The 21,907-nt window shown below is 64.0% G+C and carries 21 protein-coding genes, 1 tRNA gene and 1 pseudogene; 10 read left to right on the forward strand and 13 right to left on the reverse strand.

Going from position 1 to position 21,907, the window contains the following annotated elements:
• Nucleotides 1–69: 69 nt before the first annotated feature.
• Nucleotides 70–1,668 (reverse strand): annotated as a pseudogene (locus JJJ17_RS10925) (DEAD/DEAH box helicase); the annotation flags it as partial.
• A 329-nt stretch (nucleotides 1,669–1,997) separates the two neighbouring features.
• Here JJJ17_RS10925 and argS point away from each other — a divergent pair.
• From argS to JJJ17_RS10965, 8 genes are all read left to right on the forward strand, one after another.
• On the forward strand, nucleotides 1,998–3,740 hold the full coding sequence (gene argS, locus JJJ17_RS10930; protein WP_200686289.1) for an arginine--tRNA ligase: 1,743 nt from the start codon (nucleotides 1,998–2,000) through the stop codon (nucleotides 3,738–3,740).
• A 74-nt stretch (nucleotides 3,741–3,814) separates the two neighbouring features.
• Nucleotides 3,815–4,972, forward strand: coding sequence for an SPOR domain-containing protein (locus JJJ17_RS10935; RefSeq protein WP_200686291.1), 1,158 nt, complete (start codon nucleotides 3,815–3,817; stop codon nucleotides 4,970–4,972).
• Between the two features lie 14 nt (nucleotides 4,973–4,986).
• Nucleotides 4,987–5,970 (forward strand): glycoside hydrolase family 3 N-terminal domain-containing protein, encoded by a 984-nt coding sequence (locus JJJ17_RS10940; RefSeq protein WP_200686293.1) that lies wholly within the window; start codon nucleotides 4,987–4,989, stop codon nucleotides 5,968–5,970.
• A 96-nt stretch (nucleotides 5,971–6,066) separates the two neighbouring features.
• On the forward strand, nucleotides 6,067–6,897 hold the full coding sequence (locus tag JJJ17_RS10945; RefSeq protein WP_407673352.1) for a segregation and condensation protein A: 831 nt from the start codon (nucleotides 6,067–6,069) through the stop codon (nucleotides 6,895–6,897).
• A 70-nt stretch (nucleotides 6,898–6,967) separates the two neighbouring features.
• A complete protein-coding gene (gene scpB, locus JJJ17_RS10950; RefSeq protein WP_200686765.1) occupies nucleotides 6,968–7,609 on the forward strand; it encodes an SMC-Scp complex subunit ScpB in 642 nt (213 codons plus the stop codon).
• Nucleotides 7,610–7,618: 9 nt separating this feature from the next.
• On the forward strand, nucleotides 7,619–7,807 hold the full coding sequence (locus JJJ17_RS10955) for a hypothetical protein (protein WP_200686295.1): 189 nt from the start codon (nucleotides 7,619–7,621) through the stop codon (nucleotides 7,805–7,807).
• A 41-nt stretch (nucleotides 7,808–7,848) separates the two neighbouring features.
• A complete protein-coding gene (locus JJJ17_RS10960; protein ID WP_200686297.1) occupies nucleotides 7,849–8,952 on the forward strand; it encodes a THUMP domain-containing class I SAM-dependent RNA methyltransferase in 1,104 nt (367 codons plus the stop codon).
• Between the two features lie 178 nt (nucleotides 8,953–9,130).
• The gene (locus JJJ17_RS10965) at nucleotides 9,131–9,529 is read left to right on the forward strand and encodes a hypothetical protein (RefSeq protein ID WP_200686299.1); all 399 of its coding nucleotides are present in this window, start codon (nucleotides 9,131–9,133) and stop codon (nucleotides 9,527–9,529) included.
• A gap of 5 nt (nucleotides 9,530–9,534) precedes the next feature.
• Here JJJ17_RS10965 and JJJ17_RS10970 read toward each other — a convergent pair whose 3' ends face one another.
• From JJJ17_RS10970 to ihfA, 5 genes are all read right to left on the reverse strand, one after another.
• Nucleotides 9,535–10,359: a hypothetical protein gene (locus tag JJJ17_RS10970; RefSeq protein ID WP_200686301.1), complete on the reverse strand. Its 825-nt coding sequence runs from the start codon at nucleotides 10,357–10,359 to the stop codon at nucleotides 9,535–9,537.
• Nucleotides 10,360–10,363: 4 nt separating this feature from the next.
• Complete coding sequence (locus JJJ17_RS10975) at nucleotides 10,364–11,434, reverse strand: 2'-deoxycytidine 5'-triphosphate deaminase (protein ID WP_200686304.1); 1,071 nt, start codon at nucleotides 11,432–11,434, stop codon at nucleotides 10,364–10,366.
• Nucleotides 11,435–11,743: 309 nt separating this feature from the next.
• Nucleotides 11,744–11,821, reverse strand: a tRNA-Pro gene (locus tag JJJ17_RS10980).
• A gap of 73 nt (nucleotides 11,822–11,894) precedes the next feature.
• Complete coding sequence (locus tag JJJ17_RS10985) at nucleotides 11,895–12,536, reverse strand: MerR family transcriptional regulator (protein ID WP_200686306.1); 642 nt, start codon at nucleotides 12,534–12,536, stop codon at nucleotides 11,895–11,897.
• Between the two features lie 9 nt (nucleotides 12,537–12,545).
• A complete protein-coding gene (gene ihfA, locus JJJ17_RS10990; protein WP_200686308.1) occupies nucleotides 12,546–12,848 on the reverse strand; it encodes an integration host factor subunit alpha in 303 nt (100 codons plus the stop codon).
• 276 nt (nucleotides 12,849–13,124) lie between these two features.
• On the opposite strand from ihfA, the gene JJJ17_RS10995 reads away from it, so the two are divergent.
• Complete coding sequence (locus JJJ17_RS10995; RefSeq protein WP_200686310.1) at nucleotides 13,125–13,403, forward strand: DksA/TraR family C4-type zinc finger protein; 279 nt, start codon at nucleotides 13,125–13,127, stop codon at nucleotides 13,401–13,403.
• A 39-nt stretch (nucleotides 13,404–13,442) separates the two neighbouring features.
• Here JJJ17_RS10995 and JJJ17_RS11000 read toward each other — a convergent pair whose 3' ends face one another.
• The 4 genes from JJJ17_RS11000 to JJJ17_RS11015 all read right to left on the reverse strand — a co-directional run bounded on the left by JJJ17_RS11000 (nucleotide 13,443) and on the right by JJJ17_RS11015 (nucleotide 16,775).
• Entirely contained in the window at nucleotides 13,443–14,414 is a 972-nt protein-coding gene (locus JJJ17_RS11000; RefSeq protein ID WP_200686312.1) for a beta-ketoacyl-ACP synthase III, read from the reverse strand.
• On the reverse strand, nucleotides 14,414–15,532 hold the full coding sequence (gene plsX, locus JJJ17_RS11005) for a phosphate acyltransferase PlsX (protein WP_200686314.1): 1,119 nt from the start codon (nucleotides 15,530–15,532) through the stop codon (nucleotides 14,414–14,416). Before plsX ends, JJJ17_RS11000 begins: the two co-directional genes overlap by 1 nt.
• A 21-nt stretch (nucleotides 15,533–15,553) precedes the next feature.
• Nucleotides 15,554–15,760, reverse strand: a complete 207-nt coding sequence (gene rpmF / locus JJJ17_RS11010; RefSeq protein WP_200686316.1) for a 50S ribosomal protein L32 — start codon at nucleotides 15,758–15,760, stop codon at nucleotides 15,554–15,556.
• Between the two features lie 487 nt (nucleotides 15,761–16,247).
• Nucleotides 16,248–16,775 carry a YceD family protein gene (locus JJJ17_RS11015; protein ID WP_200686318.1) on the reverse strand — a complete coding sequence of 176 codons (528 nt, stop codon included), beginning with the start codon at nucleotides 16,773–16,775 and terminating at the stop codon, nucleotides 16,248–16,250.
• 146 nt (nucleotides 16,776–16,921) lie between these two features.
• Here JJJ17_RS11015 and JJJ17_RS11020 point away from each other — a divergent pair, with 146 nt between their 5' ends.
• The gene (locus tag JJJ17_RS11020) at nucleotides 16,922–17,371 is read left to right on the forward strand and encodes an outer membrane protein assembly factor BamE (RefSeq protein WP_200686320.1); all 450 of its coding nucleotides are present in this window, start codon (nucleotides 16,922–16,924) and stop codon (nucleotides 17,369–17,371) included.
• A 48-nt stretch (nucleotides 17,372–17,419) separates the two neighbouring features.
• On the opposite strand, the gene JJJ17_RS11025 is transcribed toward JJJ17_RS11020, so the two are convergent.
• The 3 genes from JJJ17_RS11025 to JJJ17_RS11035 form a co-directional block, all read right to left on the reverse strand.
• Complete coding sequence (locus tag JJJ17_RS11025; protein WP_200686322.1) at nucleotides 17,420–18,442, reverse strand: serine hydrolase domain-containing protein; 1,023 nt, start codon at nucleotides 18,440–18,442, stop codon at nucleotides 17,420–17,422.
• Nucleotides 18,443–18,518: 76 nt separating this feature from the next.
• Nucleotides 18,519–19,697, reverse strand: coding sequence for a dihydrolipoamide acetyltransferase family protein (locus tag JJJ17_RS11030; RefSeq protein WP_200686324.1), 1,179 nt, complete (start codon nucleotides 19,695–19,697; stop codon nucleotides 18,519–18,521).
• Between the two features lie 3 nt (nucleotides 19,698–19,700).
• Nucleotides 19,701–21,776: an alpha-ketoacid dehydrogenase subunit alpha/beta gene (locus tag JJJ17_RS11035; RefSeq protein ID WP_200686326.1), complete on the reverse strand. Its 2,076-nt coding sequence runs from the start codon at nucleotides 21,774–21,776 to the stop codon at nucleotides 19,701–19,703.
• Nucleotides 21,777–21,907 lie beyond the last annotated feature (131 nt).

Raw genomic sequence — 21,907 nt, forward strand, 5'->3', positions numbered from 1 at the left:
TGCCGGTTTGCGGCGCGAGCGGTTGCGGCGGGATTTCGAACGCGGCTCTTCAGCTTTCGGAGCAGGGGTGGCAGCGACGATCTCTTCGACCTCGGTTGCCACATCCTCATCACCAAGGGTCGTCTGACTGCGCAGCTCGACCAGCATGAATTCCGGTACATGATCGCCCATGCCGACGATCACCGGACCGCGATGGTCATCGCGTCCGCGACCGCGCCGGTTTTCGCGGCGGTCATCATGACGATCGTTGCGGCGATCTTCACGGCGGTTCTGTTCCTGCCGCTCTTCCTTGCGCTCATCGCGACGGTCGTCACGGCGGTCTTCACGACGTTCCTCCCGCCGCGGTTCGCGGCGCTCTTCAGAGCGTTGCGGGCGGGCACGGTCTTCGTTCACGGTCTCGATCACACCAGTTTCCTTGCGGGTCTCATCACCACGGCCACGGCGGCGATCACGGTCGCGGCCATTCCGGCGCTCTTCACGATCCGGGCGGGCCGGACGATCCGATTGCGACAGCACGAATCCTTCGGGCATCTCGCCGCGCGGCAGGGTTTGTTTGACCAGATTTTCGATGGCCGACAGGAATTTCTCATCCGACGGGGTGGAGATGCTGAATGCGGTGCCCAGACGACCAGCGCGGCCGGTGCGGCCGATGCGGTGGACGTAATCCTCGGCATGGCTGGGCAGGTCGAAGTTGAAGACATGGCTGACGGCCGGAATATCCAGACCGCGCGCCGCCACATCCGAGGCGATCAGCAGCTTCAACTGCCCGTCGCGGAAACGATCCAAAGTGCGGGTGCGGTGGCTTTGATCCAGATCGCCGTGAATGGCCGCAGCATCATAGCCATGCTTTTGCAGCGATTTCGCGACGATATCCACGTCAGTCTTGCGGTTGCAGAAGATGATCGCGTTGGTCAGCTTTTCGGCTTCCGAATCGATCAGGGCGCGCAGAACCTCGCGCTTCTGCTTGGCGGTCTGGTCGCGGCGGGTCGGCGTGATCTCGATCAGTTTCTGGGTGATCGTTTCGCTGGTCGTCGCCTGACGGGCAACCTCGATCCGCTCGGGGGAATGCAGGAAGGTGTTGGTGATCCGCTCGATCTCAGGCGCCATGGTGGCGCTGAAGAACAGCGTCTGGCGGGTGAACGGGGTCAGTTGGAAGATCCGCTCGATATCGGGGATGAAGCCCATGTCCAGCATCCGGTCGGCTTCGTCCACGACCATGATCTGCACGCCGGTCAACAGCAGCTTGCCGCGTTCGAAATGGTCCAGCAGACGGCCCGGCGTGGCGATCAGCACATCGACGCCACGGTCGATCAGCTTGTCCTGTTCCGCGAACGAGACGCCGCCGATCAGCAGCGCCTTGGTCAGCTTGGTATGCTTGGCATAGGTGTCGAAATTCTCGGCCACCTGCGCGGCAAGTTCGCGGGTCGGGCACAGGACCAGACTGCGCGGCATCCGTGCCCGCGCCCGGCCACGACCCAGAAGCGTGATCATCGGCAGGGTGAAGCTGGCGGTCTTGCCGGTGCCGGTCTGGGCGATCCCAAGCACGTCGCGGCCTTCCAGTGCGGGCGGAATCGCCCCGGCCTGAATCGGCGTCGGGTTTTCATACCCCGCCTCGACAACGGCTTTCAGCACTTTGGGGTCAAGTTTTAGATCGGTAAACTTCGTCATTCGGGGCTTTCCCAGCTTTCGCGCCGCTTGTGACACGATGCGTTCCATAGCCGCGCGCCCGGATCGGCGGTGTTGCGGCCCTTATGGGACGCATGTTCGCACGCCCCTTCGCTAGGCCTGCCGGATGCAGGCGATTATTCGCCTAGCTCAATGAGGCTCCGGCGTCAATTGTCAGGTGAAATCCGCTGCAATGCGGCATTTAGCGCGAATCGAGGTTTCCCGGCGTGAAAAGGGCCATCGCGCCGCGTCGCCCTGTCGAAAAGACAGGGTTTCCTTGACCTTTCCCCCCGGCAGGCGGTAACCCGCGACAAGCATTCAGGAAGCCGATGATGAACCTCTTTACCGATCTTCGTGGCGTCGTTCTGGCCGCGTTGGACCAGATGACACAGGCGGGGGAACTGCCCGCAGGACTGGACTTCGCCAATGTCGCGGTCGAGCCTCCGCGCGATCCGGCACATGGCGACATGGCCACCAACGCCGCGATGGTGTTGGCCAAGCCCGCCCAGATGAAGCCGCGCGACATTGCCGACAAACTGGCCGCGCGCCTGACCGATGACCGTATCTCCAGCGCCGAAGTGGCCGGGCCGGGCTTCCTAAACCTGCGCCTGTCGCCCGCCGTCTGGCAGGGGGTCGTTGCTGCGGCCATCCGCGAAGGTGCGGATTTCGGGCGTTCCGACATCGGCACCGGGCAAAAGGTCAATGTCGAATTCGTCAGCGCCAACCCGACCGGCCCGATGCACGTGGGCCATGTTCGGGGTGCGGTCTTCGGCGATGCTCTGGCCAATCTGCTGGCGTTTTCGGGCCATGATGTCACCCGCGAATACTATATCAATGACGGCGGCGCGCAGGTCGATGTGCTGGCGCGGTCTGCCTATGAACGCTACCGCGAGGCCAATGGCCTTGAACCGGCGATCCGCGAGGGGCTTTATCCCGGCGATTACCTGATCCCGGTCGGCGAAGCGCTGAAGGCCAAATACGGCGACAGCCTGCTGGACAAGCCGGAAGAGGAATGGCTGGTCGAGGTTCGCGAATTCTCGACCGAGGCGATGCTGCAGATGATCCGCGAGGATCTGGCGGCGCTTGGCGTTCGCATGGATCTGTATTCCAGCGAAAAGGCGCTTTATGGCAGCGGCAAGATCGAGGCGGCGATTGCCCGTCTGGAAAGCCTGGGCCTGATCTATCGCGGCGTTCTGGAACCGCCAAAAGGCAAGCTGCCCGAGGACTGGGAAGAGCGCGAGCAATTGTTGTTCCGATCCACTGCGCATGGTGACGATGTGGACCGCCCGATCCAGAAATCGGACGGGGCATGGACCTATTTCGCGCCCGACATTGCCTATCACTGGGACAAGATCGATCGCGGCTTTGATGCGCTGATCGACGTGTTCGGCGCGGATCACGGTGGCTATGTGAAGCGGATGAACGCGGCGGTGAAGGCGCTGTCGAACGGGCGTGTGCCGCTGGACATCAAGCTGATCCAGTTGGTGAAGCTCTATAAGAACGGCGAGCCGTTCAAGATGTCGAAACGGGCGGGCACCTTTGTCACCTTGCGCGACGTGGTGGAAGAGGCTGGGGCCGATGTCACCCGCTTCATCATGCTGACCCGCAAGAACGATGCCACTCTGGATTTCGACTTTGCCAAGGTGCTGGAGCAGTCGAAGGACAACCCGGTCTGGTATGTGCAATACGCCAATGCGCGGGCGAACTCGGTCCTGCGCCGCGCGACCGAGGCGGGAATCGATGTCAGCGATTCTGCGCTGACCGGCGCCGATCTGACCCGGATCAGCCATCCGGCAGAGCTGGAACTGGCCCGCAAGGTCGCCGAATGGCCGCGTCTGGTGGAACATGCCGCCCGCGCGCACGAGCCGCATCGGATCGCGTTTTTCCTGTATGAAATCGCCTCTGACCTGCATTCGCTGTGGAATCGTGGCAATGACGATACCTCGCTGCGTTTCGTGCAGGATGGCGATTTCGCCACGTCGCAAGCAAAAATCGCCCTTGTGCGGTCCGTCGGCGTTGTCATTTCGTCAGGTCTCGCTATCCTTGGCGTCACTCCGATGGAAGAAATGCGCTAAAAAACAGTGCCGCCGTCGGACGTCTGAGAGCAGTCAACGGAAAACATACCGGGGCAACCGGCAGGCAGGCAGACATGGCAGTGATGGATTTCCGCGAAGGCGGTTACGTTTTCTCGCGTCACAAGGTGAAGCGTGAATTTTCTTACGACCAGGACGGTTGGGACGACGAACAGGCCCAATATGACGATCAGCGATTCGCGGCTGACCCGCAGGGCGGGGCCAGTCTATCGGCGCGTGTGGCCCGGCTGACCCATTATTTGGGTGCGCTGGCCTCGGTCGGGCTGATGGTGGCGCTGCTGGCCTGGGGCTGGCAACTGGTGTCGCGGGATGTGTCCGGCGTTCCGCTGATCAGCGCGCTTGAGGGCGAATCGCGCACTACACCGGAAAATCCGGGTGGTGAGCTGACCAGCTATACCGGCCTTGCGGTCAACAACGTCGCCGAAGGGACCGAGCCCGCGCCGACCAATCAGGTCGCCATCGCGCCCGCCGCGACCGGGCTTAATGATGACGACGTGGCAATGGGCGCGCTTGGCGCGACGGCACGGGAACCGACGAACACCTCGGAGATCCCGCTCAGCTTCGATGGTGAGCCGATCATGCCGATGTCGGATTCCGAAGCCCGCGCCCTTGCCGAGGCAGAAGCCGCCGCCGAGGCGCAGCGTCTGGCAATGGAAAGCCTTGCGGCGCAAAACCCGGCTGTGATCGACGCCCCGGCAACCGAAGGCGCGGTGAACGAGGTTGTCACCGATGAGAATGGCGCCCCGGCACAGCCCGATGCCATCAACGCCGCTTTGGCCGAGGCGCAGGCCGCCGCCAATCCCGGCGTGCTGACGGCGTCAAGCCGCCCGGCACCGCGTCCGCGCGCAACCCGCGTGGCCTCGGCTGCGACCACGGCAACCGATGCGCGACCGGCAGCACCTGCCGCAGAGGCGCCCGCCGCCCGTCCGCAAGCCGCCCCGGCAGCGGCCCCGGCCGTCGCAGCATCCTCGGCCAGCGGCGCGGTGGTGCAGCTTGGCGCCTTCGACAGCAATGCCATCGCGGCGAACGAATGGAACCGCCTTGCGGGTAAATTCTCGTCCTTCGGCAGCAAACAGCAGGTGATTCAAGAGCATCAATCGAACGGTCGCACCTTCTGGCGGCTGCGCGTGGCTGGCTTCGGCTCGATCAGCGAGGCACGCGAATTCTGCGCCGCGCTGAAATCGGGCGGCACCGACTGCCTTGCCCTGAACTGAACCCGGACCCGGTGATGAGCCACAGCGCGACGATCCTTGGCGGCATCACCGGAACCGAACTGACAACGGCCGAGCGGGATTTCTTCCGCGCGGCAGACCCTTGGGGGTTCATCCTCTTCGGGCGCAATGTCGAAAGCCCCGATCAGCTTCGCCGCCTGACTGCCGATCTGCGCGAAGCTGTGGGGCGCGACGCCCTGATTACCGTTGATCAGGAAGGTGGCCGCGTCCAACGCCTGCGCGCGCCGCATTGGCAGGAATGGCCCGCGCCGCTGGATCAGGCGGCGGCTGGTCCCCGCGCCATGTGGCTGCGCTATTACCTCATCGGGCAAGAGCTGCGCGATGTCGGCATCGATTCCGATTGCGCCCCCACGCTGGACATCGCTCAAGCGGACACCCACCCGTTTCTGCGCAACCGCTGCTTCGGCACCGACCCGATCAGCGTGGCTGACCTCGGCCGCTCTGCCGCAGACGGGCTGATCGCCGCAGGCGTGGTGCCGGTAATGAAACACATCCCCGGCCATGGCCGCGCCGTCGCCGACAGCCATCTCGGTCTGCCCACCGTGACCGCGACGATGGACGAGTTGGACATCTTCGACTTCGCGCCCTTCCGCGCATTGTCAGACCTGCCCATCGGCATGACCGCCCATATCCGCTTTACCGCGCTGGATGACGCGCCTGCCACGGCCTCGCCGACGGTGATCGATCTGATCCGCCGCCGCATCGGTTTCGACGGTCTGCTGATGACCGACGACATCACCATGAATGCGCTTGCCGGGACCGAGCCTGAACGCGCCACCGCCTCGATCGCGGCGGGCTGCGATATTGTCCTGCATTGCAACGGCACTATCGACAGTATGGAGCCGGTCGTGGCCGCCGCAGGAACCATGTCGCCGCAGGCGCAACGCCGCGCCGATGCTGCTTTGACATGGCGCGATACGCCCGAGGAACTGGACCGCACCGCGCTTCTGGCCGAGTGGCAATCCCTCACCACCGCCTGATTGTGTTCGCTCTGCAAATACCGATGACTATGCGGCCACGCTTGACTCGGGCCCGGCAAGGACAGACCCTGTCCGCCTGAGAACCCCGGAGAGCACGTGGCCAGATCGCCGAAAGATGCGCCCTATCTGAAACCCGTCGCCGGTGACGGGTTCGACGCCGATGCCGTCGCCCTGCGCCGGTCCGAGGAATCGCTGATCATCGATATCGAGGGCTATGAAGGCCCGCTTGACCTGCTGCTGACGCTGGCGCGGACGCAGAAGGTGGACCTGATGAAAATCTCGGTCCTCAATCTGGCCGAGCAATATCTGCAATTCGTCGAACAGGCCCGCGCGTTGCGGATCGAACTGGCCGCTGATTATCTGGTCATGGCCGCGTGGCTGGCCTTTCTCAAATCGCGTCTGCTGCTGCCGCCAGACCCCGAGGCCGAAGGCCCAAGCGCCGAGGATATGGCCGCCCATCTGGCCTTCCAGCTTGAGCGTCTGCAGGCCATGCGCCAATCCGCTACCCGGCTGATGGGCCGTGACCGGCTTGGCATCAGCCGTTTTCAGCGCGGCGCGCCCGAAACCGTTGCCCGCAAGCGTCGCACCGAATGGCAGGCCGGGCTGATCGACCTGATGCGTGCCTATGCGCGGCTGAAAACCAAGGACGAATTTCGCCCCTATGCCTTCGACCGTCAGGACATCTTCACGATGGAGCAGGCCTTGGACCGGATGCGCCGCCTGATCGGCTTTGCGGGCGACTGGACCGAATTGTCGGACTTTCTGCCCAATGGTTGGGAAGCCGACGGCACCCGCCGCCGTTCCGCGACGGCAGCAACCTTTGCCGCTTCGCTGGAACTTGCACGGCAGGGCAAGTTGGAGATACGGCAATCCGACACATTCGCCCCGATCAGCTTTCGTATGAAACCCCCTTCCGAGCGCCATTGACGTGACCGACCTGACCCAAGACGACAGCCCGGAGACGGCAGAACCCACGACCGAAACTGTGGGCGAGCGGATGGCGACCCCTGCCTTCCCGCCGCCCTCGATGGCAGAGCAGGAACGGATGGTGGAAGCGATCCTTTTCGCCTCGGCCCAGCCGGTCTCGGTCCGCGAACTGGCCGACCGGCTGCCTGCCGGAAGCGATCCGGCAGAGGCGCTGGCGGGGCTGCGGAAATTCTACAGTAACCGGGGTGTGGCGCTGGAGCGGCTTGGTGACGGCTATGCCTTCCGCACTGCCGCCGATCTGTCCTTCCTGATGCAGACCGAGACCGTTGAACAGCGCCGCCTGTCCCGCGCGGCCATCGAGACGCTGGCGATCATCGCCTATCACCAGCCGGTCACGCGCGCGGAAATCGAGGAAATTCGTGGGGTTGCGGTCAGTCGCGGCACTTTGGACCAGTTGATCGAGATGGAATGGGTCCGCATTGGCCGTCGCCGCATGACGCCGGGACGCCCGGCGACCTTCGTGGTGACTGAAACTTTCCTTGACCATTTCGGCCTTGAATCCGCCCGCGATCTGCCCGGCCTGACCGAGTTGCGCGCGGCAGGTCTGCTGGATTCCCGACCGCCTGAAAACGCCCTGCCGCCACTGGTGCGGGCGGATGACGACGAAGACGACGCTGGCGGTCCCGCCGACGATCTGTTCGACGATGATTGAGGCACGGCGATGAATGCCAATCAACTGATCAACATGCTGATGCGGATGGTGACGCAGCGGTTGATGAACTGGGGCATCAACAAGGGCGTCGGGCAGATGTCGCGGCGCGGGGGCAAGCAGGCTTCGGGTCGGCAGGTTCAGCAGAACAGCAAGCGTATCCGGCAGGCGATCAACATGATCCGGCGGATGGGGCGCTGACGGCTCTCGCTTTTCTGCGACACGCACGCTAGGGCTGCCGGATGAGCGATCCATTTGACATCTTTCTGGTAGCCACGCCGGGGCTGGAGCAGCCGCTGGCCGCCGAGGTTTCCGAGCTTGGCTTGACCCCCGAAATCCAGCCCGGCGGCATTACCATCCGGGGTGGCTGGGCGGATGTCTGGCGGGCCAATCTGATGCTGCGCGGGGCGACGCGGGTGCTGGCGCGGGTGGGCTCTTTCCGGGCTATGCATTTGGCACAACTGGATAAACGGGCGCGCAAGTTTCCGTGGAAGGATGTGCTGCGGGCCGATCTGCCGGTGAAGGTCGAGACGGTCACGCGGGCCTCGAAAATCTATCACGCCGGGGCGGCGACCCAGCGGATCGAGCGCGCGATTGCCGAGGAACTGGGTGCGCCGATTGCGGCGGATGCGGGGATCGTGGTGAAGGTCAGGATCGAGGATGATCTGGTGACGATCAGCCTCGATACGACCGGGGAATCGCTGCATAAACGGGGACATAAAGAGGCCGTCGCCAAGGCGCCGATGCGCGAGACGATGGCGGCGATGTTCCTGCGCGAGATGGGGTTTGACGGCAGCCAGCCCGTGCTGGATCCGATGTGCGGGTCGGGGACGTTTCCGATCGAGGCCGCCGAGATGGCGATGGGCCTTGCACCGGGGCGGTCGCGCAGCTTTGCCTTTGAAAATCTTGCGAGTTTCGATGCCGCTCGGTGGCAGGGGCTGCGGGACGGCGTCACATTGCGGAAGCCGCTGGTTCGGTTCTTCGGCAGTGACCGGGATGCGGGCGCGATACGGATGAGCCGTGCGAATGCCGAACGGGCAGGGGTGGCGGAAGTGATTGATTTCGCATGCCTTTCGATCAGCGATCTGACCGGGCCTGACGGACCCGCGGGGATCGTCATCATCAATCCGCCTTATGGCGCGCGGGTCGGGAACAAGGGGCCGCTGTTCGGGCTTCATGCGGCGATGGGTGATGTTTTGCGCAGCCGGTTTGGCGGCTGGCGGGTGGGGATCGTGACCAGCGAGGCCGGATTGGCGAAGGCGACCGGGTTGCCGTTTCTGCCGCCGGGGCCGATTGTGGCGCATGGCGGGCTGAAGGTTCGGCTGTGGCAGACAGCGCCTCTTTGAGGCCGCGCGCAACGGGGCGGGCGTTGCTTTTCGGTATTTGGCAACGGAGAAATAGGGTGTGTTGGCGCGGCCAGCAAATGCTGGCGATTTGACCGCACAGCATATGCAACGGGCGTACACAGATTGTGCACAGGCTGTACACCGCTTGCGTGCGGTGGTGTTGCAGGTAGGGCGCGAGGTGATCGAAGCCCTCATCGCTTTGCGGATCGAACCTTCGGGGCTTTTTGCGTGGTTGCTGCGGCAGGATGGCGAGGCGGCGTGGCACACGATGCTGGATTTGGCGCAGGGCAAGCATGTTCGCAGCTATTATGTGCTGGATGATTCTGCCGACGAAGCGGCTTATGCCGAAGCCGTCGCTGCGCTGGACCGACGCGCGAAGGATAGCCTTGCAGCGCATCTTAGCAACGAGGTGCTGACCGAGAAATGGATCGGCTGTGCCGAGACGCATCCGGCCTTGGCCGATCAGATCAGCGCGGCGGAATATCCGATACAGATGTGGCTGTTTCGGTATGAGGCGGGGCAGCGCGAGCGGGATGAGGCGCTGATCCGGCGGATCGTGTCCCGGCGTTCGGCCTGATCGGGTTAGCTGTCACCGTAGTGGCAAAGCGGCGGACGCGGGATGCCCTTCTCGGTCCCGGTCATGCCTTCGTACCAACCTGCGGCCAGAACGATCATCATGCCTTCCATCCACAGCCAGGCATTGGTGTTTGGTCTTCCGTCAAGTTTGGCGATGATGTCATCGAACTTCATGGAATTGGGCGGCGCGTCTTCGGTGCAATTCAGCAGCTTGGCATTCTCACGGATGATGTGGTCGAAATTTTCGATGAGCACGCGGTGGCTGTTGCGGATTTCTTTGATCTGCGGGATTTGGGCGCAGTCGCCGCGAAGAAGGCTGAAACCGACCGGGGTGCGAAGCGGGCTATCTCCGTAGAAGGCCATGTCGCCCGACGCAAGCGAAGCGCCGACAAGGCGGATGTATTCGATGGTCGCCCTGTCGTTGTCCCAGCCACGCGACAGGCGCAGTCCCCGTCGCAGAGCGTCACTGTCAAGGAAACAGCCGGGGTCGCCATCTGCCGCATGGGCATCGATATCGCTGAAGGTGAGCGCCACATCGGGATCGTCGAGATTGAGCGCATGGTCGATCACCGGGACGCGGATCGTGCATTGCGAGGGCGGCAGGACCAGCCAGTCGCCCGTTTCGATGGTCTCGGGGTCCGGCTTTGCCAGTGCTGCAAGGCCGTCGATCTGTTCTTCGGTGAAGCCTGCCGTGATCGCCGCCGCGCGGGTTGAAGGGCCGATGGCGCAGCCCTGACCGGCAAGGAAGTCGATCAGATCGGCGGAATCGGCATGGGCGATTGGGCTGAACGAGAGCAGGTAAGCAGTGGCGAGGATCAGCGGACGGATCATGCGCCTAGCGGAACTGCTTGGCCAGTTTCAGTCCCTGTCCCTGATAGTTGGACTTGATGCCTTCACCATAAAGCCGGTCGGGGCGCGTCGCCATACGCTCATAGACCAGACGGCCGACGACCTGTCCGTCCTCAAGCACGAAGGGGGCTTCGTGGCAGCGCACCTCCAGCACGCCGCGTGCGCCTGCGCCGGTTGCGCCGATGCCGAAGCCGGGGTCGAAGAAGCCTGCATAATGGACGCGGAATTCGCCGACCATGGCGAGATAGGGGGCCATCTCGGCGGCGTAATCGGCGGGAATGGCGACCGATTCGCGGCTGACGAGGATATAGAAGGCGCCGGGGTCGAGGATCAGGCGACCCTCGGTTGTGCGCAGCTCGTCCCAGAACTCGCGGGCGTCGTATTCGCCGATCCGGTCAAGGTCGATGACGCCGCTATGCGGGCGGGCGCGGTAGCCGACCAGATCGCCGGTCTCGGGTTTCAGATCGACCGAGAAGCCAAGACCCTGATCGATCAGCGCCGGGCCGGTTCCGACCAGCGGGTCGCGGGCGTTGAGGTCGCGCAACTGGTCGTCGGTCAGCACCGCCTGTCCCCGACGCAGTCGCAACTGGTTCAGGCGCATGCCGGGGCGGACAAGGACCGAAAAGCTGCGCGGGCAGATTTCGGCGTAAAGCGGGCCGTCATAGCTGTCGGGAAGGCGGTCGAACTCGGTCCCGTCATCGGCGACGAGGCGGGTCAGAAGATCAAGGCGGCCGGTCGAGGATTTGGCATTTGCGACGGCAGAAAGGCCTGTCGGCAGGGTCACACGCTCCATCAGCGGGACCAGATAGACGCAGCCGCGTTCAAGGACGGCGCCGTTGGTCAGGTCCATCTGGTGCATCTGGAAATCGGGCAGGCGGTCAAGGACGCGGCGGCCTTTACCCGCAAGGAAGCTGGCGCGGAGGCGGTAGGCGGTGGTGCCAAGGCGCAGATCCAACGAGGCGGGCTGGATTTGTTCGGGGATAATGGTGGGGCTGGCGGCGATTGCGCTGGTGTCGATCAGGGTCAGGATTTCGCTGTCGGGGAGAACGCCGTTCATGGCAGTGGTTCCTGAGTTGATCGGGTGTCGGAGATAGAGTGCCCGCCCGGAATCAAGGCGCAGAATGCGCCGCCGGGCAGTGCCTGACCGCCCGGACGGGCGGGCACTTCGGTGAGGTTGCACACTACGGCAATGTTCGACGGGGCGGCACCATAAAGTGTGCATGACGACTGATGCGGTGCCCACCCACGGTCGGGCACTGCCCTCATCTCTTGGTCGGAAGCGTCGATTGCGTCAATCACGGTCACTCCGGGGCCAAGGGCGGATAAGGAAACGCCCACCCCCGCAAAGGGATGGGCGTTTTCGAAATGGTCGGGCCGGCGAGATTCGAACTCGCGGCCTTCCGCCCCCCAGACGGACGCGCTAACCAGACTGCGCCACGGCCCGACACGCCGGTCATATAGAGCGAAGCCGAGGCGCTGCACAAGGGTAGGTTTGCGGAAATCTGCACCAAATGCGGTCAGTAGAGCCGGGCAATGGCATCGTTCAGCGATGCACCAAGGGGGCGCGCACGCTGCCAGCCGCGATCCTGCGGGCGGGTGTCGTGCAAAGCCTCGGACAGCGAGACCAGCCGGGCGAGCCACTGAACATCGACGGGTGCCTTGTCCAGTTCGGGAAACAGCGGCAGGACGCCGATGACCGGCAGGGTGCGACGCTTGCGTGGGCGGTTTGGCTGGGCTGCGGCTTCGCGCGGCTGGGCCACAGGAGGATCGGGCAGGAATGTGGGTTCCGACGGCGTTTCGATGATCGGTTGTGCCGTGGTCTCGGCGGTATCAGCGACCTCTTCGACATCCGCATCAGGCTCGGCCAGAATGCCCAGTTCGGACAGACGCTCGGCCCCGCGGGCGCGGACGGATTGGCCGCGATCCTTGGCAAGCATCTTCTTGGCGCCGCGAATCGTCAGGCCTTCGTCACGCAAAATCTCGCACAGACCGGCGGCAAGGCGCACGTCATCGGGGCGGTAATAGCGCCGCCCGTCCGGGCGTTTCATCGGCTTGAGAAGTGAGAACTGGGTTTCCCAATAGCGCAGCACATGGGGCGCAACGCCGATCAGTTTGGCGACTTCGCCAATTGAACGGAATGCCTCCGCGCCCTTCCTCATACCGCCGTCCTAGCGCTTGTTGCCGGCCGCCACGCGATCCTTCATCAGATGCGAGGGCCGGAAGGACAGCACGCGACGCGGCGTGATCGGCACCTCTTCCCCGGTCTTGGGGTTGCGGCCGATCCGCTCATTCTTGTCGCGGACACTGAACGTGCCGAAGGAAGAAATCTTAACCTGCTCACCGCGCACCAGAGCGTCGGAAATGTGGTCGAGCACACTTTCGACAAGCTGGGCTGATTCATGGCGAGACAATCCGACATCGCGAAATACGGCTTCCGCAAGGTCCATCCGGGTCAGCGTCTTGTCGCTCATGATTTATCCTCTTTGATCCCCGCAGGATGGTTATGTTTGCTTTGCCTGTCAACGAGAACAGCGGGGTTTTCGTTCCCATTCCGTGGCTTAGGCACGCGAATGCGCGAATATGCGCGCAAGCCTGCCCGTGCCTCACCGTTTGCGACGAAATTGACACAAAGCATGGCGGGCTGGCTATCGCCTTGCGGGCGAACATGCGGGGATACACGACGATTTGAAAGCGTGGGCGAAAGTGCCCATGTTGTAGATTCGCGAATATTCGGACGGAGGTGTCGCATGGCTGGCGGCTGGGCGCGGGACGACGCGGTGAACGAACAGATCGAGGTCAGCACCGCAGAGGCGGTGGCACGGGCGCGCGAACGCGCCGCCCGGCTTGCGGCGGCTGGCGAAAGCGCGGCGTTCTGCGCGGAGTGCGATGAGCCGATCCCCGAGGCGCGGCGAAAGGCGATTCCCGGTGTGAAGCTGTGCGTCGATTGTCAGGGCGGGCGCGATAAGGCGCATCGGCTGGTCGGTGGGATCAACCGGCGCGGGAGCAAGGATTCGCAATTGAAATAGGGGATGTGGGCTGGAAACCCACCTTACGGGTCGTGGCTGTCACCAGCGCAGGACGACCGAACCCCAGCTCAGGCCGCCGCCAATAGCTTCAGTCACCACTACATCGCCCGGTTTGAAGCGACCTTCGGCATCGGCCACGGCCAGCGCCAGCGGGATCGAAGCTGCCGAGGTATTGCCGTGATCGGCCACAGTCAGCACGACCTTTTCCATCGGCAGGTTCATCTTTTGCGCCGTCGCGCTGATGATGCGCAGGTTCGCCTGATGCGGAACCAGCCAGTCCACTTCGTCCGCCGTCAGCCCGGCCTTGTCCAGCGCGGTATGCGCGGTCTTGGCCAGCTTTTCGACAGCATGGCGGAAGACCAGATTGCCCTGCATCCGCAGATGCCCAGCGGTCCCGGTGGTCGAGACGCCGCCATCCACATATAGCAGATCGCGATACTGCCCGTCACTGTTCAGATCGCTTGCCAGCAGGCCACGATCATTGCTGTCGCCGTTCCCTTCGACCGCTTCCAGAACCACCGCCCCGGCACCATCGCCGAACAGGACGCAGGTGCCGCGATCTTCCCAGTCCATGATCCGCGAGAAGGTCTCGGCCCCGATGACCAGAACCCGGCTTGCCAGCCCGGCGCGGATCATCGCATCGGCATTGGCCAGCGCGAAGACGAACCCGGCGCAGACCGCCTGCACGTCATAGGCAAAGCCGGTTTTCATGCCCAGACCCGCCTGCACCATCGTCGCCACAGCGGGGAAGGTGAAGTCGGGGGTCGAGGTCGCCAACACGATCCCGTCGATATCCGCAGCCACCATCCCGGCGCGGGTCAGCGCATCCTGGGCTGCGCGCAAGGCAAGGTCGCTGGTGGTCTGACCTTCGGCGGCGAAATGACGGCGCTCGATGCCGGTGCGAGAGCGGATCCACTCATCGGTGGTGTCCAGCTTGTCCTCGAACCAGCTATTTTCGACGATCTGATCGGGCAGGTAACATCCGGTAGCCCGGATCATCGAACGACGCATTACGATATTGCCCCCGACTCTGTCGCGACATCCGTCCCGGCTGAAACCGCATTGCCTTGGGCAACACGGGCCGCCAGACGGTCCTGAAAACCTGACTTGGCCAATTGAAAGGCCAGCTTGATCGCGGCCGACACGCCGGTCGCATCAGCAGAACCATGAGATTTCACGACGGTTCCGTTCAGACCAAGGAAAATGCCGCCATTGACCCGGCGCGGATCGATGCGCTTCTGCAGACGTTTCAGCGAAGTCATCGCCAGAAGGGCCGCGAATTTGGACATGATCGAGTTGGCGAAGGCTTCCCGCATGAATTCTCCGACCAGCTTGGCCGTGCCTTCGCCCGTTTTCAAGGCAATGTTGCCGGTAAATCCATCAGTTACGATCACATCGACTTGCGAACCGGGCAGATCGCCGCCTTCGACAAAGCCGACATACTGGAAATTGCCGGCCTCTGCCGCCGCCGCGATCAGGTCGTTGGCCAGCTTCATCTCGGCCCGGCCCTTATGCTCTTCGGTGCCGACATTCAGCAGGCCGACGCGGGGCAGTTCCAGATCCAGCCCGTTGCGGGCGTAAGAAGAGCCCATCAGTGCATATTGCAGCAGATCGGGCGCATCGGCGCGAATATCGGCGCCGACATCCAGCATGATGTTGAAGCCCTGCGGATTGCGCGAGGGCCACAGGCAGGCAATGGCAGGACGGTTCACGCCCGGCAGCTTGCGCAGGCGCAGCATCGACAGCGCCATCAGCGCGCCGGTATTGCCGCAGGACACCGCGGCCCCGGCCTCTGCCGTGCGCACCGATTCGATCGCCGCCCACATCGAGGTATCCGCGCCTTTGCGCGCCACCTGACTGGGCTTGTCGGTCATGGCGACGACGCCCGGCGCATGACGGATATCGCAGCGACCGGCCAGCACCTTGCGGCGCTTGATCAGGCGATCAAGCTGCGCCTCGTCGCCATGGACGATGAAGCGGATCTCGGGGTTCTTGTCTGCGCTTTCGGCCATGCCCGCGACAACGGCGGTGGGACCACGATCCCCGCCCATCGCGTCAACCGAAATCACCACGCTGCCCCCATCTGCGGGGGCGCGCGGTGTCGAATTGCTCGCTGCGTCCGATGTCATCTGGCGGAAGCCGCGCCCTTATCAGGCCGCGTCGTCGTCCAGGTCGATCTCGTTCGCCTGCGCGATGACTTCGCGATCAGCGTAGTGGCCGCAAGACGGGCAGACGTGGTGCGGGCGTTTCAGCTCGCCACAGTTCGGGCATTCGTTCGGGTTACCGGCGACCAGTGCGTCATGGGCGCGGCGCATGTTACGCTTCGAGCGCGTGACGCGATTCTGAGGGACAGCCATGTCTCAACCTCGGTTTGTCGGGGGGTGGACGCGGGACGCGCGCCTGCCTCCACAGGATTTGAATTCGTAAATGAACCGCGCAGATACGCCATGAGCGACGTGCCCGCAAGCCCTTTGGGCGCAGCTTTCCTTGTAATTGCATGGTTGAAAGGGCTTGGGAAAGCGGCGCTTGTGAGAGGACGGCGAAATCAGCGGGATTTCTGTGGCCCGATTGCAACTTTGAAGAGGGTCAGGGATTCGCCAGGCTATTCGTGAGGCGGGATATTTCACCGCCGAAGATGAAGTGCCCGCCCGGAATCAAGGCGCAGAATGCGCCGCCGGGCAGTGCCTGTCCGCCCCACCGGACGGGCACTTCGGTGATGTTGCACGCAACAGCGATGTCCGACGGGATTGCACCATAAAGTGCTATGTAAGGCCGTTGCTGTGCCCATCCGGCGGACATGCCCTGCCCTCTGCTTTAACCGGCAACCCTATCGGCGATTCGCCCTTATTCCGACGCGCCACCCTTCAACAGCTTGTCGAGACCCTCAAACGGACGCCGCGTATCCGCAGGCTCATCGTCCCCTTCCTCCGCCTCGAACTCGGCACCATCGGCGCGCGGATATTCAGGCAAGGCCAGTGCCAGCTCTTCGATCATCGCCGCCGACAGGTCGATGAACTGGCCCAGAGGCTCCAGCGTGTCATCGGGCATTTCGACCTCATCGCCCTCGGGCGCGGCCACATGCGGGGAATAATGACGCTCGACCGTCTCATTCAGCGCGGTCTTGACCGGCTTCAGCGTGACCACACAGGGTTGCACGACACGCGCGGTCAGCCGTCCGGTCAGCGCCCAGGCATCATTGCCCTCGGCCCGGATTTCCCCCTGAAAGGCCAGCTTCGGAAGGCCGCTGATGCCCAGCTCTGCGGCGATGGCCTCGCGCGTCTCGGCGTCGGGGGTCAGCGCGAAGGAGGTAGGGGCGCGGGGGTTAAGGTGGGCCACGCGCAGGCGGGTCTGCTGCGGGTTGGGGCTGGACATGGGAAAGCCTCTGATCTGCTAAATAGGTCTTTTCAGGCGGAATCTCTCGCCCAGGGCGCTCGCGAAGATTGATATTCTTGAGCGTGCTGCCCGAGTTTGCTAAGCCGGGCGGGCCGCGTCAACTCGTCCCAGCAAAGGAACCCTACATGGCAGCCTTCAGGAACCTTCTGATCCTGGCATTCGTGGCCGTGATGGGGCTATCGGCCTGCGCCGCGGTCTATCGCAATCATGGCTATGTCCCGCCCGAGACCGATCTGACCCAGATTGTCGTCGGGCAGACCACCATGGATGAACTGCAGGGCCTGATCGGGCGTCCTTCGGCCCAAGGCCTGCTGACCGGGTCGGGCTGGTATTATGTCGGCTCTCGCTGGCGGCACTATGGCGCGATGGAGCCGCGCGAGATCGAGCGGCAGGTGGTCGCGATCTCGTTCACGCAGAACGGCATCGTGTCGAATGTCGAACGGTTCGGGCTGGAGCGTGGTCAGGTCGTGGTGCTGTCGCGTCGTGTGACCGAAGGCAGCGTCACCGAAATCTCGCTGATTGGCCAACTGCTTGGCAACCTGGGCAACTTCCAGGCTGGCGATTTCATCGACTGATGACGCGGTGATGATGCGACAAGGGCGCTTCGGCGCCCTGTTCGCGCTTCACAAGGTTTCGACAATCTCCTGCGCCAGCCGGTGCAGATCATTGCGATAGCCGGTCCGCGCCGAGGGCTGATCGGGGTCCGAGGTCATGGCAATGGCGGCAGCCGCTTTGCCGCGCGCCGCCGGGAAGACATAGATCATCTGCCCGCCATAGCCCCAGCCATAGCGCACCTCGCGCCCACCGATTCGGTCCAGAAACCAGCCATAGCCGTAACCCTGTCCGGTAAAGATCGACGCCGTCCGATATTCCCAGCTTTCGGCGATCCAGCGCTCGGATACGATCTGCTGCCCGCCCGCCTTGCCGCCGCGCGCGTAAAGCGCACCGAAGGCCAGAAGCGAACGGGTGCTCATCGCCATCTGATTGCCGCCCAGATAAATTCCCTGCGGATCGCGGTCCCAGCCGGAAATGGCGAAACCCTCGACCCCGGCCAGCCATGACCGCGCCAATTCCATCGTCGATTGACCGGAAACTCGGGTGAGAATCGCCGAGACCAGATGGGTCGAAGCGGTCGAATACTGCATCTGCGTGCCGGGATCTTGGGTGAACGGCGCGGCCAAAGCCGCCCGGACCCAGTTGCGACTGCTGACCCAACGGCCGTAATTCGGCCCCGATTGCCGCTCTAGCCCGGCCTGCATCGACAACAGGTTGCCCAGCGTGATCCGCGCCAGACGCGGATCGGGATCGGTGGGCAGATCGTCGCGCAGGATCGGTGCGATCGGCTGATCCGCGCCCTGCAACAAGCCGCGATCAATGGCGATTCCGGCAAGCGCCGAGACGATGGATTTCGAGGCCGACTTGATATTCGTCGGGCGATCCGGGGTGAAGCCGTGATAGCCTCTGGCCTCAATCTCCTCTCCCGCAGCGTCGCCATCGCGCCAGATGGCAACCGCGCGCAGCGGGCCAAGCGTGTCGGCGCCGGACAGGATCGTGGGCAGGCTGGCCCGCGCCAGCCGAGGTGCGGCCAGAAGCGGGGCCAGAATCGGGGTCAGAGCGGCAGTCAGAAGCAGCGATCGTCTTTGCATCTGTGGAATATGCGGCCTGATCGCGCCGCGCGGGAATCACGCTTGCGTCATGGCGCTGCGTGAAAGGCGGGCGAGCCTAGACCCGCCACCCCTGAAGCGCCTCGACGAAGGCCGTCAGCCATGCATTCGTCTGATGCCCGTCCAGCGCGCGGTGATCGATGGTCAGCGAGACATAGGCCATCGGCCTGATCTGGATGCTGTCCACCCCGTCCACTTCGCGCACCACCACCCGCTTTTCCAGCTTGCCGACGCCAAGGATCGCCGATTGCGGCTGATTGATGATGATCGGCGCGGCCAGAAGCGACCCCGAGACCCCGTGATTCGAGATGGTGAAGGTGCCCCCCGCCATATCGGCCGAGGTCAGCGTGCCTTTGCGCGCCCGCTCGGTCTGGTCCTGAAGTGCGGCGGCGATGCCTTTCAGCGACAGGTTCTGTGCCTGCCGGATCACCGGCACCACCAGCCCCTTGTCGCCAAGCGCGGTGCCGATGCCGATATTCATGTCGCGGAAGATCTCCAGCCCGTCGTCATGCCAGCGGCTGTTGATCTGCGGCACCGCGCGCATGGCGGCGACGCAGGCCATCACGATATAGGCGGTATAGCTGAGGTTCACGCCATCACGGGCGAAATCGGCCTTGTGGTGATTGCGATGGGCGATGAGCGGGCCGAAATCCGCCTCGAACACCGCCGTCACTTGCGGCGCCTGCGTGACCGAGGCCAGCATGTTCCGCGCAATCGCCAGCCGCATCCGGTCATGGGGCACGAAGTCCGACCCCTCGGCGCGCGGGGCGGGATTGGCGGCGGGTGTCGGGGCGGGCGTTTCCACTTTCTTCGCCGCGCAAAGCACATCGTCGCGGGTCAGCCTGCCGTCGCGGCCCGTGCCTTCGATTGTCGCGGGATCAAGGCCGGTCTCGGCCAGCGCTTTGCGCACCGCCGGAGAATGTCGCTCGGCGGGCGGGTCAGTGCGATCCTCTGTGACCGGGGCAGGTGTCGCGGGCATCGGCGTGGCGTCGTCGGTGCCGCCCGCGGCCGTGTCGATCCGCGCCAGAACCGCGCCGGGCAGGGCATCCGCGCCCTTTGGAATGATGATCTCGGTCAAGACGCCGGCGACCGGGGATGGAACCTCAAGCGTGACCTTGTCGGTCTCGATCTCGACCAGCGGATCGTTTTCGGCGACGCGCTTGCCGATCTGGACCAGCCAATCCAGAACCTTCGCGGTTGTGCCTTCCTGCTCCAGCGGAACGATGACATCATACATGGCCTAGAACCCCACCAGATCGTCGATCTTCGCCGCGATCCGCGCGACCGAGGGCACCGCATGTTCCAGCAGCACCGGGTTATGCGGCGAAGGGATGTCGGGCATGGTCAGCCGCGACACCGGCGCGTCCAGATCCATGAAGGCGGCATCGGCGATGCGGGCGGCGATTTCCGCACCGAAACCGGCGGTCTGCAAATCCTCGTGGACGATCAGGCACCGCCCGGTGCGTCGGACCGACGCCAGCACGGTTTCCTCATCCCAGGGCATCAACGTGCGCAGATCGATCACCTCGGCATCGCGGCCGTCGGCGGCCTCCTCGCAGCGATGGACCATCGCGCCCCATGTCACCACCGTCGCGCGGTTGCCCGGACGGGTGATCTTCGCCTTACCAAAGGGCAGCGCGAAGGCATCGCCCGGCCATTGCCGCCGCGCCGAAGGATGGTCCAGCATGGCGCGATGTTCGAAGAACACCACCGGATCATTGCCGCGCAGGGCGGTGCGCAACAGTCCCACCGCATCCTCGGCATTCGAGGGGACGGCGACCTTCCAGCCGGGATTATGGATGAAGGCGACCTCGTTGGTTTGGCTGTGCCATGGATCGCCGCATTTGAAGAACCCGCCTGGCATCCGCAGCACCATCGGCGCGGCAAAGCCATTGGCGGTGCGCCAGCGCATCGTGCCGCAGTCGTTGATCTGTTCGGTCGCGGGCTCGGCATATTTGCGGAACTGGATCTCCGGCACCGGCATCAGCCCGGCCAGCGCCATGCCGACCGCGCGCCCGACGATGCCTTCTTCGGACAGGCTGGTGTCGAAGACGCGGGCGGTTCCGTATTTCTCTTGCAGGCCCAGCGTGACCGCATGGACGCCGCCCTTGGGGCCGATATCCTCGCCAAAGAGCAGCACTTTCGGGTTGATCGACATCTCTTGATCCAGCACGCGGCGGATCGCGGTGACCATATTGATGCGCTGGCCTTCGGGCTGCGGAATGTCGGTCGCGGCGGGGGCCTCATATCCCTGCGGGTGAAGCCCGCCCATCTTCTGCATCTCGCCCTCGAAGAAAACGTTCCGGGTGACCAGTTCGGGGTCGGAAACGGGCCGCGCCTCGGCGGTCTCTCGCGCCGCTTCGGCCGACGCCTTGGCCTCATCGGTCAGGCGACCCCATTCGGCCTCTTCCATGATGGCGGGGACCAGATAATCCTTCAGACGGGGCAGGGGATCGCGCGCCCATTCCTCGGCCACGAAATCTTTGGTCTTGTAGGTCTGGGTGTCCTGAAAGCTGTGGCCTTGCAGGCGCGGCACGGTCAGGCGCAGCAAAGCAGGGGTCCGGCTTTTGCGCACATGATCGACTGCGGCGCGGGTCAGTGCGGCGGCCTGTGCCGGTTCCGCGCCATCGCCCGAGATGATCTTCAGCCCCTGCCATGCGGCCAGATTGGCGGCAATATCCCCGCCCGGCGTGTTGAACACCGACGGGACCGAGATGCCGTAGCCATTATCCTCGACATAGAACAGCATCGGCAATTGCTGGGTCGTGGCCATCATCAGCGCGGCCCAGAACCCGTTGGTCGCGACCGAGCCATCGCCGCCCAGCACCACCCCGATCGAGCCTGCATGATCCTTCGATCCCAGTTCCTCGGCATGATAGCGCAACGCCTGCGCCCAGCCCGCCGTGGGCGTATATTGTGCGCCAACGCCGCCGCACATCGGCAATGCCGTGGTGCCGTTCGGGTTCGGATAGTTGAAGACCACGCCGATGTCGCGCCCATCGGAATAGCCGCCCGCGCGCCCCATCGAGGACGACAGCGCCTCAACCGGATCGACGCCAAGCGCCAGCAGCAGCGGTCGTGAACGGTAATAGCCGCAAACCGCGTCATGCCGCCCGGTCAGGTTCTGCGCCAGCAGGATCTGCGCCATGTCGTGACCACGGGCCGAAAACTGATACAGCACCTTTTTCTCCGGGACGAGGCGGGTTTCCTCCATCTCGTCCAGCGCACGGGACAGGGCCAGGGTGCGCACGGTCGCGGCCCAGTCGATACTGGGGTCCGGCGTGTTGAGAAGCTTGTTTCTGACGGTGATCGACATGACGGCTGGCCCTTATCTTGCGCGCGTGTGGGGACGGATCGGCATGTCTTTGAGTCTGCCTGAAAAGGGTGATACGTGCTTATCTGAGTTCTTCGCGGAACGTTAATTTGTGATTTGTTCCATTCGGTATT

The organism is Paracoccus caeni (genome assembly GCF_016629665.1).
Lineage (GTDB): Bacteria > Pseudomonadota > Alphaproteobacteria > Rhodobacterales > Rhodobacteraceae > Paracoccus > Paracoccus caeni.

Coding starts and splice junctions, on each gene's coding strand:
- argS (WP_200686289.1), top strand. CDS start 1,998: ATGAACCTCTTTACCGATCTTCGTGGCGTCGTTCTGGCCGCGTTGGAC.
- JJJ17_RS10935 (WP_200686291.1), top strand. CDS start 3,815: ATGGCAGTGATGGATTTCCGCGAAGGCGGTTACGTTTTCTCGCGTCAC.
- JJJ17_RS10940 (WP_200686293.1), top strand. CDS start 4,987: ATGAGCCACAGCGCGACGATCCTTGGCGGCATCACCGGAACCGAACTG.
- scpB (WP_200686765.1), top strand. CDS start 6,968: ATGGCGACCCCTGCCTTCCCGCCGCCCTCGATGGCAGAGCAGGAACGG.
- JJJ17_RS10955 (WP_200686295.1), top strand. CDS start 7,619: ATGAATGCCAATCAACTGATCAACATGCTGATGCGGATGGTGACGCAG.
- JJJ17_RS10960 (WP_200686297.1), top strand. CDS start 7,849: ATGAGCGATCCATTTGACATCTTTCTGGTAGCCACGCCGGGGCTGGAG.
- JJJ17_RS10970 (WP_200686301.1), bottom strand. CDS start 10,359: ATGATCCGTCCGCTGATCCTCGCCACTGCTTACCTGCTCTCGTTCAGC.
- JJJ17_RS10975 (WP_200686304.1), bottom strand. CDS start 11,434: ATGAACGGCGTTCTCCCCGACAGCGAAATCCTGACCCTGATCGACACC.
- JJJ17_RS10985 (WP_200686306.1), bottom strand. CDS start 12,536: ATGAGGAAGGGCGCGGAGGCATTCCGTTCAATTGGCGAAGTCGCCAAA.
- ihfA (WP_200686308.1), bottom strand. CDS start 12,848: ATGAGCGACAAGACGCTGACCCGGATGGACCTTGCGGAAGCCGTATTT.
- JJJ17_RS10995 (WP_200686310.1), top strand. CDS start 13,125: ATGGCTGGCGGCTGGGCGCGGGACGACGCGGTGAACGAACAGATCGAG.
- JJJ17_RS11000 (WP_200686312.1), bottom strand. CDS start 14,414: ATGCGTCGTTCGATGATCCGGGCTACCGGATGTTACCTGCCCGATCAG.
- plsX (WP_200686314.1), bottom strand. CDS start 15,532: ATGACATCGGACGCAGCGAGCAATTCGACACCGCGCGCCCCCGCAGAT.
- rpmF (WP_200686316.1), bottom strand. CDS start 15,760: ATGGCTGTCCCTCAGAATCGCGTCACGCGCTCGAAGCGTAACATGCGC.
- JJJ17_RS11015 (WP_200686318.1), bottom strand. CDS start 16,775: ATGTCCAGCCCCAACCCGCAGCAGACCCGCCTGCGCGTGGCCCACCTT.
- JJJ17_RS11020 (WP_200686320.1), top strand. CDS start 16,922: ATGGCAGCCTTCAGGAACCTTCTGATCCTGGCATTCGTGGCCGTGATG.
- JJJ17_RS11025 (WP_200686322.1), bottom strand. CDS start 18,442: ATGCAAAGACGATCGCTGCTTCTGACTGCCGCTCTGACCCCGATTCTG.
- JJJ17_RS11030 (WP_200686324.1), bottom strand. CDS start 19,697: ATGTATGATGTCATCGTTCCGCTGGAGCAGGAAGGCACAACCGCGAAG.
- JJJ17_RS11035 (WP_200686326.1), bottom strand. CDS start 21,776: ATGTCGATCACCGTCAGAAACAAGCTTCTCAACACGCCGGACCCCAGT.